We start from the raw sequence: 17,939 nt of genomic DNA, 5'->3' as shown, positions 1-17,939 counted from the left end.
CTTTGGTATTAATCATCATCCTGTGCAGCTCGCTTAGCCTCATAGGCATCCCAAGACGCCTTGGAATCGGCAAGTTCATTAACCACTTTTGCGGTTAATGGAAAATCTAGGCATATGCGCTCAGCAGTCTGTCGTAGATATGAGATTTTCTTTGCCGCCAATTCCCTATTGTAACCTCCGCTGGTCACTTTAATGCCTCCTCGATTGGAATACCCGAAATAAAAACCTCTGGATAATTCCTCATTATCATAAGAATCGATGATCTCACAAACTTGGGGATGTGGCCATTCTAAGCTCGCAAACTTTCCCCTGCCCAACCGTTCTCCAAGTTCATACATCCCTCGCTTGCGTCTATTCTTTTCCTCACAGCAAATTAATGCCCGTGTAAAGTAATTCTTTAGGACTTCAAAGTCACAACTTCCATCCTCTTCCATACCTGGAAGTCTTTGCCACTTCTCAAGGACCTCATTGGCATTTTGTCCTATGCCCATAACACTGTCACTTCCCGCCTTACCAAAATCCTCCTCAAAATCACCCTCGTCAGGTTTCCACTTAAAATAGACCAGTTGGGCAAATTGGCCAGGGCTGTTGTTGAGTTCTTCATAGAGCACTGCTATCAGTTTGGGATTGTTTTCCTGAACCAGTGCCTGAAAATATTGCCATTGCAATCCGGCAAGCACCTGTCTATCAGTTTCGCTTTCGATCAGCCTTTCCATGATCTTACCAAAAATGTAGGAACCAGAATGAATCTTTACCCCGTCATCGGTGTTCCTCTTGGACATATAACCCTGCATAACCTCGGTCAGCAGTGGAGGACTTACCCTGCCCACATCATGGATACTGTTGATCGCGGTTGCGAACCGGCCATATTTAGACAAATAAGCCACGAAAGATTCGTGATGATCTTTATGGAACCATGGATGGTACTTTCGATTGACCTTCGTCCAATACAGGTCTTTCATTTGCTTAGTACCTTGATCCAAATGCGACCAGAGTTCGACACTGGCTTCTATCGAAAGATAAAAATGTACCAATAGTTCAGCCGGATAAAACCGTTGATACTTTGCGATCCGGTCGGTCACCCAAGCAAGCCCGAAGTGTTGGTGAGATTCCATAACATAACCTTTGAACACACTTTCCAAGTTTGCACCCTCTTTCAGATTGGCAAAGACCAGATTTTCATCTAATCCCTCTATTCCCGCGAGGGCGATCCCTACATAATAAGGGTACTTCGCACCTCTGGCCATTTTCAGTATTTCATCGAGACCGGCAGAGGCCAACATCAGTTTGATTGCTTCTTTTCGCTTTTTGCGAGAAAGTTCAGCAATCTTATCGTAGCTCATTTTAGTAGTCCGCCTGCTTTCCAGCGCTTCTACATCAAAATACCATCCATACCGCTCCACATCATTGATGATCAGCCCTTCATAGATGAGCGTTAATTTTTGAAGATCAGATTTGTTCAGGTTCCATGCGGTTCTTCCTGTAGATTTGGAGTGCATACCAATCATTTCCTTGAGTGATCTACGCAATTCCTCCTTACCTTCAGCATCAAAGTCTACCAAAAGCCCCGCATCCAATATCCTGGTGCGCATACCCCCGGTGTAGTCATCAGCCAGTTTCAGCACTGTCTTCCAACGTATGGGATCTGTGCCCGCAAGTTCAATCAAAGCAATACAGGTAAAATCGAGGCCTTCTAAGTAAGCAGCATTTTTTACCCGCTGTTCGAACTCATCCCGCAGCCTCCAGATCGGTTTGCGGCTAAAATGTCCGATATTGCTGACATGGGGGCTCAAATGCTTCAATAAACGCATAGCAAGTTCAGGCTTCTTGGCCATCAGCGTCTTAAGCACCTGTTTGCGCTGTTCAATGCTCGCATAGGTCTGGGGCATCCACCATAAAAATACCGCTTTTAAGCTGGCAAATGCCCGATTAGAAGTTGCCTTCCCCTTGTCCAACCTACACAGGTCCGCTATTAACAAACTCACCCTGCCCAAGAAACGCGGATCCCAGGCAATGGACTCCAGAGCATATAAAATATGGGTAAAATAGATCGGGGAGAAAAAGTCAAAATCACTGTCGTTAAAGAGTTCGGTGACCCGCTCTGGGTGATTTTTGACCATAGCTTCCACCGCCTTCAAAAAGGCAGTCGGCGAAGCCTCTGCCAGCAGATCAATCCTGCTTTCTATGGTCTGCCAGTATTCAAGCTCAGGACTTTCCAACAGCTCACCTACCACCCGATCGGCCCAGCCAGCAAGCTCAAAGGAAGTGTGTATGCCCGCTTCTTTGCCATTGACGGCAATCAGCGCAAGGGTTTCCATCATCCCTTTTTGAAGCCGAGAAGAATATCTGCTTTTCTTATCATATAAAGCCGCAGCGAAACGCTGTTTACGTTCCAGTTCCAGCGCCGGATTGATTTCCTGGGTAACTTCCTTTACAACCGAAGCAAAAAGTTCAAGGTCCTCCTCGGTAATATATTTGCCCAGTACAAAAAGCAAATCGTAGGCGGAGACAATCTGCCAATGGTTCATTGTCTGTGAAACCGGCCTATCTTCCAGCAGACTCCATCGCTTCATTACTACTTTATACTGCTCATACCCCCCAAGAAACAGCTTTCCGATAACCTCTCTATCCCCGGTAAATTCATCATCAAGTCGCTGCACAAAAAACAAGGGCAAAAGCTCGACAACTGAATTAGCCAGTGACCAGCTCGTCCGACCAGCTCTATCCGTTAGCATGCGACGGAGTACGGTAATGCTCCTTCCGCACTTTGCGGCAAGCACATAAGTTTCCTGGTGGGAATATCCGAGCTTTTCAATTCCTTGTGAAAAAGCACTCAATCTTGGAACCGGAAGCGAAATACCCGAATTGCCCAAACGGAACATGAAATTAACGATCGAGAGCACATGATTACCGTTTATGGATCCCGAAAAGTCCACTTCTGACTCAGCATCCAAAAAAATAATGTAAAGCCCCTTGTGCAAGGATAGTACCTGTTTCAGCGACCGTTTATCCTCCACGATCACTGCTTTTGATAGAAAGGACTCTTCTTCAGGCGTTTTAGCTTTTAGCATGCTGGCAATCGTAAAAATAGCGCCTTCTGCCTTTGAAGAAGCCTGTAGCTCAATATAATCGGGTTGCCCATCAAAAAATGCCTTCACCTGAACCTGTTGCTGATCGCGCCCTGATAAGACCAGTTCTTTATCAAAAACATGATCTCTTAACCTGACAAAGTCTTTCCAGTATGCATGGACACTAATCACCTCGGCGGTAAACAGTTCCAATTCGCGAGCAAGCCAGATGGCCACGGCAGGACACCGCTCCAGCCAAAGTTCAATACTGTCTGCATCATAGATAAGCACATCCTTCCACACAGATTTATTTTTAACTTCCGCTAGAAAGTCTTCCTTGTCTGGCCGGCTCCACTTCCATGGAGTTACAAAAACAAAGGTAGAACGCCTTTTTACCTCCGATTTGGTCGTGTTGTCCCGCTTATCAAAATCTTCCTGAAATTTCTTAGCATAATTTTTATTCCTTCCCATTTCCCAAAGGGACTTCCCTTTCGGAACCATTGGGCCTGCTTTGGAAACCATACAGGCTCCATCCCAACCCGGCTTGGAAACACTGTCTCCTACTGGTAGATCCAATTTGGGGAAATCTTCGCAGGAAGATACAATCAGCTTTCTGATAATTTCCGGCAGAAGCTCCTCGCAACGCCTTTGCGCAGCAAGTTGAGTAAGGTGTAAAGCGGTAATCCAGCGCATGATTCAGTCTAAAAGATTTATACACCTGAATCAAAATCTAACGTTTCAGGTATTTTTGGTTAAATCCAAACTTAGTCATTTCGAAAAAAATAAATCTAAAATGATTTCCACATTGAATCACAACATTAGGATTTTTTTTAAGAAAGAATTTGAAGTGCACAAGCTATATTTGAAATTCATGGCAAATGTCTAATATACAACAAATTGAGATAATCAACTTTCAATCTTATTCTTGTTACGGCAAAATCGGATATTTAAAAAAATATTTTGAGTAACCACTTTTAGAATAACCCCATACTGCATAAGCCCCCCGTGAAGATTATCGAAAAGATTTTTTTTCATGCTAAGCATATTCAGAAAGAAAATTCAATTTGGTAATGAAAATAGGAAAAATTTTACTTTGCAAAAAAAATCACATGAGTCCAATGAATACCAAGCCCAAAATGCACGAAGACGACCATTTTTTTTTGAGAAATTATGCGGAACTAAAACTTGATTACCTGAAAAACGTTGCTCATCACGCTAATCTTGACGACGTCAAAAATGGCTTAGTCAATCTAGCGGATGCAGACTGTATAACTAATTATTCAGGAAACATGAGCAGGGTTGTTCACCCCAATCTCAAAAATAAAACTATTGACCAGACCGTATTAGTTAAAGACTTTGAGCAGCGCCTACATCTCGCCCTTCAGCGCCTTCCCAGCTTTGGTCAGCGAACGGTTTACCGTATGGAAACCCACCACCCAGTTATCGGCGATTACCAAACTTATTTTAACGGAAAATTCGGTCAGGTGATGAGTATATCTTTTAATTTATCTACTTCAAAAGATGATTGGGAAGACGAAAAGGTAATTTATGTTATAAACACCTTGCCTGAAAATAGTAAGGCAAAAGACATTTCACGGATTACCAACTTTGCAAAAGAGCGAGAGGTGCTGTTTTTAAAAGATACTCATTTTCAAATCAATAGGCAAGAAGAAAAAAATGGCAAATTGTATATCTATATGCAAGAAACCCTATCTCCAGCGACTTTTGCATACAACTATGTGGAGATCAGCTATGATTGCAATGCCCCTTGTTCCGACGAGGAGCCTGGGATGTTCGACTGATAAAATTTCACACTAATGGTCATACTTATCTAGTGAGGAGTTTAAATTTTTTATATAATCCACCCTCCACAAAATATAAATTCCCCCTTGCCCTGGAACAGGCTACATATAACTTATTTTTGTTCTGAGGAGATAGCGATTTCAAATCCGATTTCTTAAAGTTCTTCCAGGTTTTATCATTGATCACTACACAGACATCTTGGTAACGGTCTTCACCTTTCCATTCTACCCAATTTCTGGAAAAACAATCGTATTTCCACTGTTCCTGAAAAAGCAATTTCACGACCTTAGGATTAGCAAAAGCTCATCCACTTTCCCTGGATCATCTATCACCCCCAACAAAAAAAGACTGGTCTCCATGGGATTCGATCAAAATCCCCATCTTCTCGAAGATAAAGTTGCAAACACTAGAATTGCAGCGGTAACTTTTAACTAAAGTCGTACAATCGACTTCAAGGCCCATCTTAATAAGTTGGCCTTATACTTCTCATAATCATCATTAGAATGAAAAATGAGAGACATGCCCAAAAGCTTAAGGAACTAAACCAAATCAACGAAAAAATCTATAAGCTGGAAGAGCGCTTATTAAATGACGAAATCGAAAATTCGACTTATCAGACATGGTTCAAAAGCTACAGCATGAGAAACGTCTGATCGATGCGGTATTGACTGGAGATGAGAAACCAAGAATAAAATCTGATAAGGATATATTTGAACGTTTGTTGCCACGTCTGGAGAATCTTTTTCTATTGTATGAGAAGGGAAGCGTTACTCAGAAGCACACTTTAATTAGAGGTTTGTTCAAAGATAGTCTGGTATGGCGTCAGGGTTCATTTAGAACAAAATATTTGGACAGAAATTCCATCATACCTTACTGAAAGTCAATAAGAAAGGGTTGCTTTTTAATAAGCAACCCTTTAAAAAATTAACATGAATATGGTTAGTACCCGAGAGCAGATTCGAACTGCCACGCCGTTGCCAGCACCAGCCCCTCAAGCTGGCGCGTCTACCAATTTCGCCACCCGGGTATCTGGGTGCAAATATATATTTATTCAGTTTATAATAAAGAGATATTTTAAAATACTAGACATTAATTATCATCCCGTCATAAGCCAGCCTGATGTTTGCAGGCAGTACTGCCTCTACATCAGCATGTTTACCTAAATTATGACTGATATGGGTAAAATAAGTAGTCTCCGCGCCTATTAATTCTGCAAAAGCAATCGCTTCCTCAAGGGTAAAATGCGAAATATGCTCTTCTATCTGCAAAGCATTGATGACCAATACTTTTGTCCCCCTGATCTTATCAATCGTATGCTGAGGTACAGTTTTGGCATCAGTAATATAAGTAAAATCATTTATCCGGAAACCCAGGATAGGCAGTTTATAGTGCATAATATCCAAAGGGATAATCTCTGTCTCACCTATAAAAAAGTTCTGATCGGTAATCGTATGGATATTGATCTGGGGTATCCCAGGGTATTTCTTAGCGGCAAAGATATAAGAGAACTCCTTTTCAAGTGCTTCCTGAACCCTTACCGTGGCGTATACTTCAATATCTTTATGCTGCAGGTAATTGTATGGCCTGATGTCATCCAGCCCCGCTATATGATCCTTATGCTCGTGGGTATAGATAATCGCATCCAGATCATGAACGCGCGCACGCAGCATCTGGTACCTGAAATCCGGACCGCTATCAATAACGATCGTGCAATCCCCTGTTTCCATTAAAATTGAAGTCCTTAACCGGTTATCACGAAAATCGTCAGAATGACAGACTGCACAACCGCAGCTGATGACTGGTATTCCCTGCGAAGTCCCTGTACCCAGAAATGTTATCTTCATCGTAAATCTACTACCTCTACTCCCGGATATTTCTTAGCATCAAAAGTAAAGGTCGTTTCAGGAACTTTAACGTTCGGTACAAATGTTTTGATGGTATAGGTATACCTGTTGCCATTTTTATCAAAGATGAGCACACTGGCAATGCGTTTCGCTACTTTGTCAATACTCAGCCTGATCTTGAAAAATGATTTATTGGTATCTGTCGGAGACAGATCTATCATTTGATAGGTCTTTGCTCCTGCTTTGGTTTCGCCGGTATACAGATATTTAAAGCCTTTTTCATAAATGGTAAATATCTGGGCCGGGTTCAATGATTCACTGCTGTTGTCTACATTTGAAACCTGTACCTCTTTGTCTTTTTTCAAATAGGTCCACTGACTTTTGCCATCGCTGATCACATCCTGATCGGTCATGGTTACTTTATATTTATTTGCACTTGCTTTCACATACAAAGTTCCCTGCTGCGTTTCTTTTACTTTCGATTGTTTATTATCAAGCGTAAAGGTAAAGTCTGTTTTCACCGTGGTATAGGAACGGTATTTTTTACTGACTTCAGCTAAAATAACTTTTGCTTTCTCGTCTGTCTGCGCATATATGGTATAACTCACGCCGGTTAAAACCAGTAGTGATAATAGGATCTTCTTCATCATGTGTGTAATATTAGCTTTATTTCTTGAGGTTGTCCAAGAATTGTTCCAAAGCATAATCATCGGGCAGTAATACTTCTCTTGCCTTGCTGCCTTCGAATGGTCCTACCACCCCTGCAGCTTCCAGCTGATCGATAATTCTTCCTGCCCTGTTATATCCCAGTTTCAGCTTACGCTGGATGAGTGAGGTTGAGCCTTGCTGATGCATAACGATCAATCGTGCAGCATCTTCAAACATACTGTCCCTGTCGGACGGATCAAAATCTGCCTTGGCCGACTCTGCCGCTTCATCCAGGTATTCAGGAAGTTGATAAGCCTCCGCATACCCGCGCTGGTTACCGATAAATTCAGAAATACGGTCAACTTCCGGCGTGTCTACGAATGCACACTGTAGCCTGATCAGGTCATTACCGGTGGATAAAAGCATATCCCCGCGACCAATCAGCTGATCTGCACCGCCGCTATCGAGGATAGTTCGTGAATCAATTTTAGACAATACCCTGAAGGCTAAACGTGCCGGGAAATTGGCCTTGATTGTACCGGTAATGATGTTTACAGAAGGACGCTGCGTAGCAAGCACCAAATGTATCCCTACCGCACGAGCCAGCTGAGCTAAACGGGCAATTGGTGTTTCCACTTCCTTACCAGCTGTCATCATCAAATCGGCAAACTCATCTACTACCAGTACGATATAAGGCAGGAAACGGTGTGAGTTGTTCGGATTTAATTTACGCTTGATAAACTTCTCGTTGTATTCTTTCAGGTTCCTCACCTGTGCATCTTTCAGTAAATCATAACGCTGATCCATCTCAATACAAAGTGAGTTCAGGGTATTGATTACTTTTTTGGTATCAGTGATAATCGCATCTGCTTCTCCTGGAAGTTTGGCCAGGAAATGGCGTTCTATCTTATTGAAAAGGGTAAGCTCCACCTTTTTAGGATCGACCAGTACAAATTTAAGCTGGGAAGGATGTTTTTTATAAAGTAAGGATACCAGGATGGCATTGATACCTACAGATTTACCCTGACCAGTTGCACCGGCAACGAGTAAATGGGGCATTTTAGCTAAATCTGCTATATAGACCTCGTTGGAAATAGTTTTACCCAGGGCTATAGGCAGATCGTAGTCGGTTTTCTGGAACTTCTCGGTAGCCAGAATACTGCGCATAGAAACCATTTCCGGATGCATATTCGGCACCTCGATACCGATCGTACCTTTACCAGGCATCGGGGCTATAATACGAATACCCAATGCCGCTAAACTCAATGCAATATCATCCTCGAGGTTTTTAATCTTGGAAATCCTTACACCGGGTGCAGGGATGATTTCGTATAAGGTTACTGTGGGACCAATGGTCGCTTTGATCTTATCAATCTCTATATTATAATGGTTCAGGGTCTGAACAATCTTATTTTTATTGGCTTCTAATTCTTCTGCATTGACAGAGATTTTGTTAGAGCCGTAGTTTTCGAGTAATTCCAGGTGCGGATACTGATAGCTGGATAAATCGAGCGTAGGATCGTAATTACCGAATTGCTCTACGAGGTCTTCAGATTTCTTTTCCTCTTCTGTTTTTTCAATGACCAGCTGATGTGCAGGTGCAACAGGAGTAACATCTTCAAAAACCAGCTCAGCAATAGGTTCTACTACTGGTGAGAGAATAATCGGTGCATTCATCAGGTTCTCCACCGGAGGCCTTACTGGTATGATCTCCTCCTCTTCTTCTTTCTCTTCAAAACGGCTTGGCGTCAGCACTATGTTTTGCTCCTTTTTACGGCTCGCCAATCGGTCGTTCACCGTAAACTCCACACGCGTAGGATTTACTTCTTCCTGCTCTTCTTCCCTTTCAGGTACTACGGTTTGCGGTCTGTGTTGTACATTTCCGGAAACGGTGGCAATTTCATCTTCAAGGTCAAGCTGTACGCCGGGCGCGGGTTTACTGCGCTCGGGGAATTTGAAATCTATATTGTAGGCAATAATTAAAATCGACAAGGCTAAAAAGGTAAGCAAACCACCCACACCGGCATTACCGATCTGTGCTACGAGCAGTCTGTTGGTCCAGTAACCAATTTCTCCCTCGAGGTAATGTGGAGAATCGATAAAAAAGGAATGCATAAAGCCGAAACCTAGTGAGCCGAACAGCAGGAAAAATAAACTGTAGCCCAATGTTTTTTCCAATGCGAGGATTTTGACCTTAAACAACAGGCGGTAACCGATCACAAAGAAGACAAAAACGAATAAAAAAGACGCAACGCCAAACCATTCATAGATAAACTGATGCGACAACAAGGCTCCGAATTTACCGAGCCAGTTCTGCACAATGACAGGAATATTATGTTGCTGTAATTCTTCTACAGTTTTGAAAAGATTGCTCCAGCCCCCATTGGCATCAATTACATAACTGTAATCTTCCTGCCAGGTGAATAAATAAGAAGTGAAGGCAACAAGGAAATAGATGGCCAGCACCAGGAAAAACAAGCCTGTAATTTTAAGCACCCGCGCATCCTGAAAGTGGAATGTAGGCATCCTTTCAAATCTTTCCTTTGGCTCTTTGAATGATGCCTTTGAAGCCGGTTTCCCACCGTATTCGTTTTTGAATGAATTAGATTTAAATTGGTTTCCCCTTAACGACATTTTAATTACGCTCTTAATAAACAACAAATATAAAATATATAGTTGTATGTGTTATGTTATTCTGATTTAACAAAGGAATATATGTTAAATATCACCTTAGCACCTTACATATCCCAGATCCGCAACCTGATGCGCTTGATATAATGACGCACATCGAGTACCAGCGCAGCCATCACATAAAACACAATAGGAAAGCCTACTGCAAGAAAGGAAGAGTAAATAAAAAAAAGCCTGATCTTGGAAATCGACATATTAAACCGCTCTGCGATGTAAGTGCAAACCCCAAAACTCTGCTTTTCGAAAAAGGTTACAATACGCTGGAACATGTCTATTTATTTAAAATTTTAATTCCGATAAGACAATTTAAGCATTTTTTCTGATTACAATAGCTTTTATTTAATTGTAGTACCGCCTGCGAAAAATAAGCACTTTTTACGCTCAGACCATTCTTAACGTATTTATCTACGATAGAATTGTGCTCTGCAGGGATTTCTTTCAAAAGAATGACCGCATACTGCATCAGGTCCGGCTTTTTAAAAGTTTTGCCGTAGCTGTATAAGGATAAACAAACCGCATTAATGATCAGGTTTTCTATGGATTTCTCCCCGAATTGCACGGTGGTTTCTTTAACCTCTTTATCAAAATGATAATGGGTTTTCCAGTAAGGGTCGACCTCAACTGAACTGAAAATAGCCTTTACCTCCTTCAATGTTTTTGTTTCCAGCAGCTGGGATAAAAAATGATGTCGCCCGACCAGCAGCGCAACGAGCTGTGCCAGCCTGCGGGTAGGAAAATTCTGCGGCCGCATTCTTAAGAATTGCCATACGGATGATGACAATGGCTGTAACTCATGTTTCTTTTGCAGGAAGCGGAACTCTGCTTTTAATTGTAAAGGGTATGGGTCTGCAAAATCATTTTCGAGGAAACCGGCCTGACCGAACAATAAGGCAGCAACCTGCAATGGATTATCCCTGTACCTGATCAGCAGCGAACTGGGCAGTACATCTGCCAGTAATTCGAAAGGAACGGCATTGACTTTAAATCCAAAATTCCGCAGCAGCAGGTAATAAAAGGTTTCATTCCAGTGGTGTTTGTTAAAAGCGGTCTTTTCAGCTACGGAAAAGGCTTTTTCCTCAAGCCTTTCCATAAGCATAGGGTCGAGCATGGTTTGAATCGTATGGGGGTCGACCGCTCCGATCTGCTGCGAGCAGGGAAAAAAGTAGCCCTGCTCCTGGAACGCCTGAAAGCTGGTCAGTTTATCTTCCGGCAGCAAATCTTTCATCACCAATACAGGAATTAGCGTCCCGTCCGTCCGGTAGATCGCCATATCATCTTCATAAACGGCATGAAGGATCACCGTATCATAAGCCGGATCCAGGTGATGCTGATGCAGGAGCCAGTCGGACGACCTGAAGTGGATCTCCACATTGCCAACCCAGGTACAGTCGCCCATTCTCAACCGCGCAAAACTAAAATCCGGTCCCGCATTGGTATTGGCTTTACCCGGGTGAAGCACAAAAAGCGCCTCACCGTTTGTACAGTGAAGCGCCAGCTTGTTCAGCAGCCTGAACTGCCATATATAGTGTAAAAAATCCTCGTTAAATAGCATCGGCTAATTTAACGCGATCAAATCTCAATTCAATAAAAAGTTTAAAATGGAAATGACTAGATCAGCTCTGCTTTTTCCAGTATTTCCTGCATCTCCTGCTGTAACTTCAACGCTTCTGCTCTTGCTTGCTCGGCAAAATCTTCGCCTTTACTGGCATAAATGATTCCCCTTGCAGAATTAACCAGTAATCCGCAGGTATCATTCAATCCGAATTTACACACTTCAGCTAAACTTCCGCCCTGCGCACCAACTCCCGGTACCAGTAAAAAATGTTCAGGAGCCAGTTTCCTGATATTGGCAAACTCATCTGCCCGGGTAGCGCCTACCACGTACATCATATTTTCGCTGTTTCCCCAGGTGGAAGAAACCCGGATCACTTCTTCATATAACCTGCCGCCTTTGGTTTCCTGTAACTGAAAATCCTGGTGACCAGCATTTGAAGTGAGTGCAAGTAAAATCACCCATTTGCCCTCATGTGTTAAAAATGGACTGACCGAATCCTTTCCCATATAAGGCGCAACGGTAACGGAATCAAAGCTCATCCCGGATTGCGCTTCATTAAAAAAGGCATCGGCATACATGGCTGAGGTATTCCCGATATCTCCTCTTTTTGCATCGGCAATGGTAAATATATCTTCAGGAATGTGTTTCCATGTTTTCAGCAAACTCTCCCAGCCTTTCAATCCGCGGGATTCGTAAAATGCAGTATTGGGTTTATAGGCTACACACAGATCTGCAGTAGCATCAATCAGCTGTCTGTTAAACTCAAACACAGGATCTTCATGCGAAAGCAGGTGTTCAGGAATATTTTCCAGTACCGGATCCAGTCCCACACACAGAAATGATTTTTTTCTTTTGATCTGTTCAAATAGTTGCTTTTTATTCATTGTAGCTAAGATTGTGCGCAAATATGCCAAATTTTGCTATAATTATGAGGACTGAGTTTTGCACATTGTGCGTAATTTTTTTATTATATTTTCAAATTCCCTTGGAGATTAAATAACAAATACATACAATTGCAACATAATTCTCTAAAGTTTATCTGATCATTCCAGAAAATCTCACAAAATTTGTTCTATTTTTCTAAATTAATGATTGCATTTTTTGCTTTGATCCATTGGTAAACACTTTTTATAAAAATTCTCTACAACTACATAATGTTTAACAAAACAGAATTAAATGAAAAACTCACTGCAGAACTGCGTGAGTTAGCTAAATCTCAAGGTATCCTAAATGCTGATGATTTGCGCAAAGCAGAATTGGTAGAAGTTATTCACCAGATCAGCGAACAACAAGCTCTGTCGGAAGCTGCCCCTGCAGCTCAGGATGATGCTCCGGTAAAAGAAGCCAAACAAAGTCCGGTAAAAGTAACGAAACCAAAAGCAGCTAAAAGCAGTGCGGGCGACAAACCAAAGAGAGCGCGTATCTCTAAGGATGAAGCTGAAGCAGCGGCAAACAATACGGGCAATACTGCGCCGACCAATTTCAACAGGGCATCTCTTTTTGATGCACCAGAGCAAACAGTTCAAAATGAACAACAGCCTGACCAAGCGGAAGCTGAAGCTCCGGCAGCTGAACAGGTGAAAGAAAATGCAGCACCGGTTGCAGATAAAGCGGGTTTTGTTGCGCAACCCAATACAGGAAACGGCGAAGTCAGAAAGCCAAAACCGGTAAGGGAAGACAACAGACCAAAAAACAATAACAACAACGGAAATAATAACAACAACAATAAACAGAACGAGAACAGCTACTCCAACCTGGATTTTGACAATACCATCACCAACGAAGGTGTCCTGGAAATCATGCCCGATGGTTATGGCTTCCTGAGATCTGCTGATTATAACTACCTTTCTTCTCCGGATGATATTTACGTTTCACAGTCACAAATCAAATTATTTGGCTTAAAAACTGGTGATACGGTAAAAGGAAGTATCCGTCCGCCGAAAGAGGGCGAAAAATATTTCCCTCTGGTAAGAGTAGAAACCATCAATGGCAGATTGCCTGCTGATGTGAGAGACAGGGTGCCGTTTGATTACCTGACGCCACTTTTCCCTACAGAAAGATTAAACCTGTTTACAGAAACCAATAACTACTCTACACGGATCATCGACCTGTTTACGCCAATTGGTAAAGGACAGCGTGGTCTGATCGTTGCACAGCCTAAAACGGGTAAAACGAATTTACTGAAAGAAGTAGCTAACGCAATCGCTAAAAACCACCCTGAAGTTTACCTGATCATCTTATTGATTGATGAGCGTCCGGAAGAGGTAACAGATATGGCGAGAAGTGTACGTGCGGAAGTAATTGCATCTACATTTGATGAGCCTGCAGAACGTCACGTAAAAATCGCGAATATCGTACTGGAAAAAGCAAAACGCCTGGTAGAATGTGGTCATGATGTAGTGATTCTGTTAGACTCTATCACCCGTCTGGCACGCGCTTACAATACCACTGCTCCTGCTTCTGGTAAAATCTTATCGGGTGGTGTGGATGCAAATGCATTACATAAACCTAAACGTTTCTTCGGAGCGGCACGTAACATCGAAAAGGGTGGTTCACTGACGATCCTGGCTACGGCACTGACAGATACCGGTTCGAAAATGGACGAGGTAATCTTCGAAGAATTTAAAGGTACGGGTAACATGGAGCTGCAGTTAGACCGTAAATTGTCTAACAAACGTATCTTCCCTGCTATCGATATCACGGCATCAAGTACACGTAGAGATGACCTGTTACATGACAGAGATACTTTACAGCGTGTATGGATCTTACGTAACCACCTTGCGGATATGAATGCACAGGAGGCTATGGAGTTTGTTCAGGCACAAATAAGAAATACGAAAACAAACGAAGAGTTCTTAATTTCAATGAACAGCTAGTCTGCGATGAAAAAACACATTCCTAATGCATTAACTTGCGCCAACCTGCTTTCGGGCTGTATTGGTGTAGTTTTTGCATTTAAAGGCGACTTAAACCTTGCTGCTTATGCAGTACTGGTTTCGGGAATATTCGACTTCTTTGATGGTTTTGTCGCCCGCCTCCTGCATGTAAAATCTGATATCGGAAAGGAACTGGATTCACTGGCAGACATGGTCAGCTTTGGCTTTTTACCGGGAGCAGTGATGTATCAGCTGCTGACTGCGAGCAGTGATTTCTCATCGCCTTACATTCCCTACTTGGGATTTTTAATTACGGTATTTTCGGCACTGCGACTAGCCAAATTCAATATAGACACAAGACAAACGGAAGATTTCATCGGTTTAAATACACCGATGAATACTTTGTTTATCGTATCGCTGCCTTTTATTCAAAAGGATTATCCGGGACTGATTAACTCTTCTATGCTGCTGATCGCTGTTACAGTGATTATGAGCCTGTTGCTGGTCAGCGAAATCAGGATCTTCTCGTTAAAATTCGGGTCGCGCGACTGGGCTCAGAATAAAATTAAATTCATCTTCCTGATCGTATCAGCTTTACTGATTGCTTTCCTGAAATTTACCGCTATCCCATTTGTACTGATCTTATACATCAGTGCGTCACTCTTACACTTCCGGGGCAAAAGTTTTGAAGATTAACCGGCCGAACAGCTACAGTTTTTTTTCCAATTCTACTTTTGCCTCGTCAAGTTGTCTGTACAATACCAGCACAAAATCATTGAGCTCTTTTAATGCTGCAGGCATTGCTTCCAGATCTTTCAACTCTTTCGCATTGTTTTCGATCTGCTGCAAAAGTGCCCTTGCATCTTCCCTGCCCACATAGGAGAAGGTCGGTTTGATTTTATGTGCAAAGCCGGAAGTTTTAGCCCAGTCTTCCGCAAGAATGGCCTGTTCCAGATCAGTAACATATAAAGGGGTCTGCACCTTAAACATATCAATCATCTCAATCATAAATTCAGCACTGTCACCAGACATATCGCTCAGATAAGAAAGATCAAGCGGACTGTTATTTTTTTCTGTGTTAATCATCTCAACAAAACTAATAAAATTATAATATTTTAGATACAGTTAAATTATCGGTCAGACTGTGCAGCAATTCGCCAACGGTCTGTCCCAGCACCGGGTGAAAAACACCGGCAGCAATCTCTGCAAGTGGTTCCAGCACAAACTTCCTGTGCTGCATTTCAGGATGAGGCACCTGTAGTTTGGCTCCTTCGTCAATGATTTCATCGCCGAATAAGATCAGGTCTATATCAATTAAGCGCGCTCCCCACTTCTCGAGCCTGATTCTGCCCAGCTCCATTTCTATGGCGAGTGCCTCTTCGAGTACAGCCAGGGCAGATAACCTGGTGGATACCGCAAGTGCGACGTTCAGGAAGGAGGGCTGATCTTCTTTCCCCCAGGCAGCAGTTTCATAATTTGCAGAACGCGCCACTACGGTCCCGATCTGCTCTCCTATCTTAATTACTGCTTCGTCTATAAGGCCCCTTCTGTCCCCTAAGTTACTTCCAAGTAACAAATACACCACTTTGCTGTCCAACTGCATATAAAGCCTGATTCTTATTAATATATTTACAAATCTAAATAGTAAACATCCACATGAAAGAATTTTTCAAATATGTTTTTGCCACAGTTGTAGGAATTATCATTTCTACCGTCCTTATTGTTATCTTATTCTTCGTCATCATCGTCGCTGCCGTCTCGGCCATTGATGATGATAAAAAGGTAGATGTAGCGAGCAATACCGTCCTGTATCTCAATCTTGATCAGAGTATCAAAGAGCGTACACCGAACAAAAGGTTTGACAACCTGCCGATTATCGGTTCTGGTGGCGGTAAGAGTATCGGCTTTTACGACCTGATCCTGGCGCTGAAAAGGGCTAAAACAGACGACAATATTGATTGTATCTACCTGAATGTAAGCTCTCCTGATGCAGGTAAGGCTACGTTAAAGGAAATCAGGGATGCACTGATTGACTTCAAAAAGAGTAGAAAGAAAATACTTGCCTATAGCGAGGTGTATACGCAGGAAGCGTATTATCTGGCTTCAGTAGCGGATAAAGTTTACCTGAACCCGCAGGGTGCGCTGGAATTTAAGGGCTTCAGTTCTCAGCTGACCTTCTTTAAGGGTGCGATGGAGAAAATTGGTGTGGAAGCACAGATCATCAGGGTAGGTAATTATAAAAGTGCAGTAGAGCCTTTTATCAATGAGAAAATGAGCGATTATAACCGCCAGCAGGTAACTGCTTATGTGGGTGGTTTATATAATACTTTCCTGGAAGGTATTGCGGATTCCAGAAAAATATCAAAAGATAGTTTATTCATGTTTGCGAATGAATACAAAATTCAGTCGCCGCAGGACGCAGTAACGCATAAAATGGTAGATGGTCTGAAGTATAAGGATGAAGTGCTGGATGAATTGAAAAAATGGAGCGGAAAGGGTAAAAAAGAAAACCTGACTACGGTAACGATTAATGAATATGCAGCAAACCAGGAACCGGAAAATAGCGACAGCAAAAACAGAATCGCGGTGATCTTTGCTAACGGAGATATTACCGGCGGCGAAGGTACGGATGAATCGATAGGTTCTGAGCGTATTTCAAGGGCGATCAGAAAAGCGAGAATGGATGATAAGGTGAAAGCGATTGTACTGCGCGTAAATTCTGGTGGTGGCAGTGCACTGGCATCTGATGTGATCTGGAGAGAAATTGTACTGAGCAGAAAGGTAAAACCGGTGATTGCTTCTTTTGGTGATGTTGCGGCTTCGGGCGGATATTATATTGGTTGTGCGGCCGACTCTATTTTTGTGCAGCCGAATACGATCACGGGTTCAATTGGTGTTTTTGGGATTATTCCTAATTTTCAGAATTTGCTGACCAATAAACTGGGACTGACTTTCGATGGCGTAAAAACAGGCCAGTATGCGGATATCATGAGCGTCAATCGTCCGCTGACTGCGGGTGAAAGATTAATTATCCAGACGGATGTGAATCATGTGTATGACAGCTTTATTACCCGCGTGGCTGATGGCCGTAAGAAATCTAAGGCTTATATTGATTCCATTGGCGGCGGACATGTGTGGATCGGTACTGATGCGGTTAAAATAGGCCTGGCAGACAGGATCGGCAGCTTCAACGATGCAATTGTTGCAGCGGGCAAAAAGGCTAAGTTATCAGATTATAAGCTGGTTGAATATCCGCAGAAAATAGATCCGATCAAATCCCTGCTGGAAGACGCTACGGATAACGTAAGGGTATATTATGCAAAGAAAGAATTTGGTGAAAACTTCCTGCTGTATCAGCAAATGAAAAAAGCAATTACAAATGCCGGTATACAGGCACGTATGCCATTTGAGATTAAGACACAATAATTATCAAGGAATAGAGCAATGGTCGTCG

General features: G+C 42.5%; 15 protein-coding genes and 1 tRNA gene. 5 read left to right on the top strand and 11 right to left on the bottom strand.

Translation table 11 applies throughout. The features are described from left to right. Window positions 1-8: 8 nt before the first annotated feature. A complete protein-coding gene (locus OQX62_RS06855; RefSeq protein WP_265830690.1) occupies window positions 9-3,761 on the bottom strand; it encodes a hypothetical protein in 3,753 nt (1,250 codons plus the stop codon). 377 nt (window positions 3,762-4,138) lie between these two features. Between OQX62_RS06855 and OQX62_RS06850 the strand changes: the two genes are divergently transcribed. Next, a complete protein-coding gene (locus tag OQX62_RS06850) occupies window positions 4,139-4,870 on the top strand; it encodes an ADP-ribosyltransferase (RefSeq protein WP_265830689.1) in 732 nt (243 codons plus the stop codon). 25 nt (window positions 4,871-4,895) lie between these two features. On the opposite strand, the gene OQX62_RS06845 is transcribed toward OQX62_RS06850, so the two are convergent. Continuing rightward, the gene (locus OQX62_RS06845) at window positions 4,896-5,153 is read right to left on the bottom strand and encodes a hypothetical protein (protein WP_265830688.1); all 258 of its coding nucleotides are present in this window, start codon (window positions 5,151-5,153) and stop codon (window positions 4,896-4,898) included. 337 nt (window positions 5,154-5,490) lie between these two features. Between OQX62_RS06845 and OQX62_RS06840 the strand changes: the two genes are divergently transcribed. Then, window positions 5,491-5,748, top strand: coding sequence for a hypothetical protein (locus OQX62_RS06840; protein ID WP_265830687.1), 258 nt, complete (start codon window positions 5,491-5,493; stop codon window positions 5,746-5,748). A 66-nt stretch (window positions 5,749-5,814) separates the two neighbouring features. Here the strand turns inward: OQX62_RS06840 and OQX62_RS06835 are convergent. From OQX62_RS06835 to pyrF, 7 genes are all read right to left on the bottom strand, one after another. Next, a tRNA-Leu gene (locus tag OQX62_RS06835) sits at window positions 5,815-5,898 on the bottom strand. A 55-nt stretch (window positions 5,899-5,953) separates the two neighbouring features. Beyond that, window positions 5,954-6,715, bottom strand: a complete 762-nt coding sequence (locus OQX62_RS06830; protein ID WP_265830686.1) for an MBL fold metallo-hydrolase — start codon at window positions 6,713-6,715, stop codon at window positions 5,954-5,956. Next, window positions 6,712-7,365, bottom strand: a complete 654-nt coding sequence (locus tag OQX62_RS06825) for an outer membrane lipoprotein carrier protein LolA (protein WP_322973700.1) — start codon at window positions 7,363-7,365, stop codon at window positions 6,712-6,714. The genes OQX62_RS06830 and OQX62_RS06825 overlap by 4 nt, the downstream gene beginning before the upstream one ends. A gap of 16 nt (window positions 7,366-7,381) precedes the next feature. Next, entirely contained in the window at window positions 7,382-9,997 is a 2,616-nt protein-coding gene (locus OQX62_RS06820; RefSeq protein ID WP_265830684.1) for an FtsK/SpoIIIE family DNA translocase, read from the bottom strand. A gap of 104 nt (window positions 9,998-10,101) precedes the next feature. After that, a complete protein-coding gene (locus tag OQX62_RS06815; protein WP_265830683.1) occupies window positions 10,102-10,323 on the bottom strand; it encodes a PspC domain-containing protein in 222 nt (73 codons plus the stop codon). 2 nt (window positions 10,324-10,325) lie between these two features. Further along, the gene (locus OQX62_RS06810; protein WP_265830682.1) at window positions 10,326-11,606 is read right to left on the bottom strand and encodes a DUF2851 family protein; all 1,281 of its coding nucleotides are present in this window, start codon (window positions 11,604-11,606) and stop codon (window positions 10,326-10,328) included. A gap of 56 nt (window positions 11,607-11,662) precedes the next feature. Beyond that, window positions 11,663-12,493, bottom strand: a complete 831-nt coding sequence (gene pyrF / locus OQX62_RS06805; RefSeq protein WP_265830681.1) for an orotidine-5'-phosphate decarboxylase — start codon at window positions 12,491-12,493, stop codon at window positions 11,663-11,665. A gap of 270 nt (window positions 12,494-12,763) precedes the next feature. Here pyrF and rho point away from each other — a divergent pair, with 270 nt between their 5' ends. Both rho and pssA read left to right on the top strand, forming a co-directional pair. Then, window positions 12,764-14,485 (top strand): transcription termination factor Rho, encoded by a 1,722-nt coding sequence (gene rho, locus OQX62_RS06800; RefSeq protein WP_265830680.1) that lies wholly within the window; start codon window positions 12,764-12,766, stop codon window positions 14,483-14,485. Window positions 14,486-14,491: 6 nt separating this feature from the next. Then, window positions 14,492-15,181 (top strand): CDP-diacylglycerol--serine O-phosphatidyltransferase, encoded by a 690-nt coding sequence (gene pssA / locus OQX62_RS06795; protein ID WP_265830679.1) that lies wholly within the window; start codon window positions 14,492-14,494, stop codon window positions 15,179-15,181. 12 nt (window positions 15,182-15,193) lie between these two features. On the opposite strand, the gene OQX62_RS06790 is transcribed toward pssA, so the two are convergent. Both OQX62_RS06790 and folK read right to left on the bottom strand, forming a co-directional pair. Continuing rightward, window positions 15,194-15,571, bottom strand: a complete 378-nt coding sequence (locus OQX62_RS06790; RefSeq protein ID WP_265830678.1) for an Hpt domain-containing protein — start codon at window positions 15,569-15,571, stop codon at window positions 15,194-15,196. A gap of 19 nt (window positions 15,572-15,590) precedes the next feature. Then, window positions 15,591-16,088, bottom strand: coding sequence for a 2-amino-4-hydroxy-6-hydroxymethyldihydropteridine diphosphokinase (folK, locus tag OQX62_RS06785; RefSeq protein ID WP_265830677.1), 498 nt, complete (start codon window positions 16,086-16,088; stop codon window positions 15,591-15,593). 53 nt (window positions 16,089-16,141) lie between these two features. Here folK and sppA point away from each other — a divergent pair, with 53 nt between their 5' ends. After that, on the top strand, window positions 16,142-17,911 hold the full coding sequence (gene sppA, locus OQX62_RS06780; RefSeq protein WP_265830676.1) for a signal peptide peptidase SppA: 1,770 nt from the start codon (window positions 16,142-16,144) through the stop codon (window positions 17,909-17,911). Window positions 17,912-17,939 lie beyond the last annotated feature (28 nt).

It is taken from the genome of Pedobacter sp. MR2016-24, from assembly GCF_026239655.1.
GTDB lineage: Bacteria > Bacteroidota > Bacteroidia > Sphingobacteriales > Sphingobacteriaceae > Pedobacter.
This window is presented reverse-complemented; position numbering and strand designations above follow the sequence as displayed.